Origin of the sequence: Neobacillus drentensis, from assembly GCF_036965425.1 — a bacterium.
GTDB lineage: Bacteria > Bacillota > Bacilli > Bacillales > Cytobacillaceae > Neobacillus > Neobacillus drentensis_F.
Genome location: NZ_JBALPP010000171.1, coordinates 1 through 259 on the forward strand (window position 1 = coordinate 1; position 259 = coordinate 259).

A 259-nucleotide genomic window follows, 5' to 3' on the forward strand; every position below is an offset into this window, starting at 1 on the left:
TTCAAAGGAATTAAAATATGCAAATTCATTATAAGGATAAACTGTATAGCCTCTGCCTTGGCAATCAGGACATTTGCCTTGGTCTTTCATATTTGAAACATGATTTTGATATCTGGTCTCTTTCCATTGGTTAAATGAGTTGAGAAGTCCCATTTAATTCACCTCATCTTTTTACATTAGTATGGGGGAAAAATGGAATTTTTATGCTTGTATTTTCCATTTATCAAACTTCTTTATTATTGTTTGATAATATTTTATA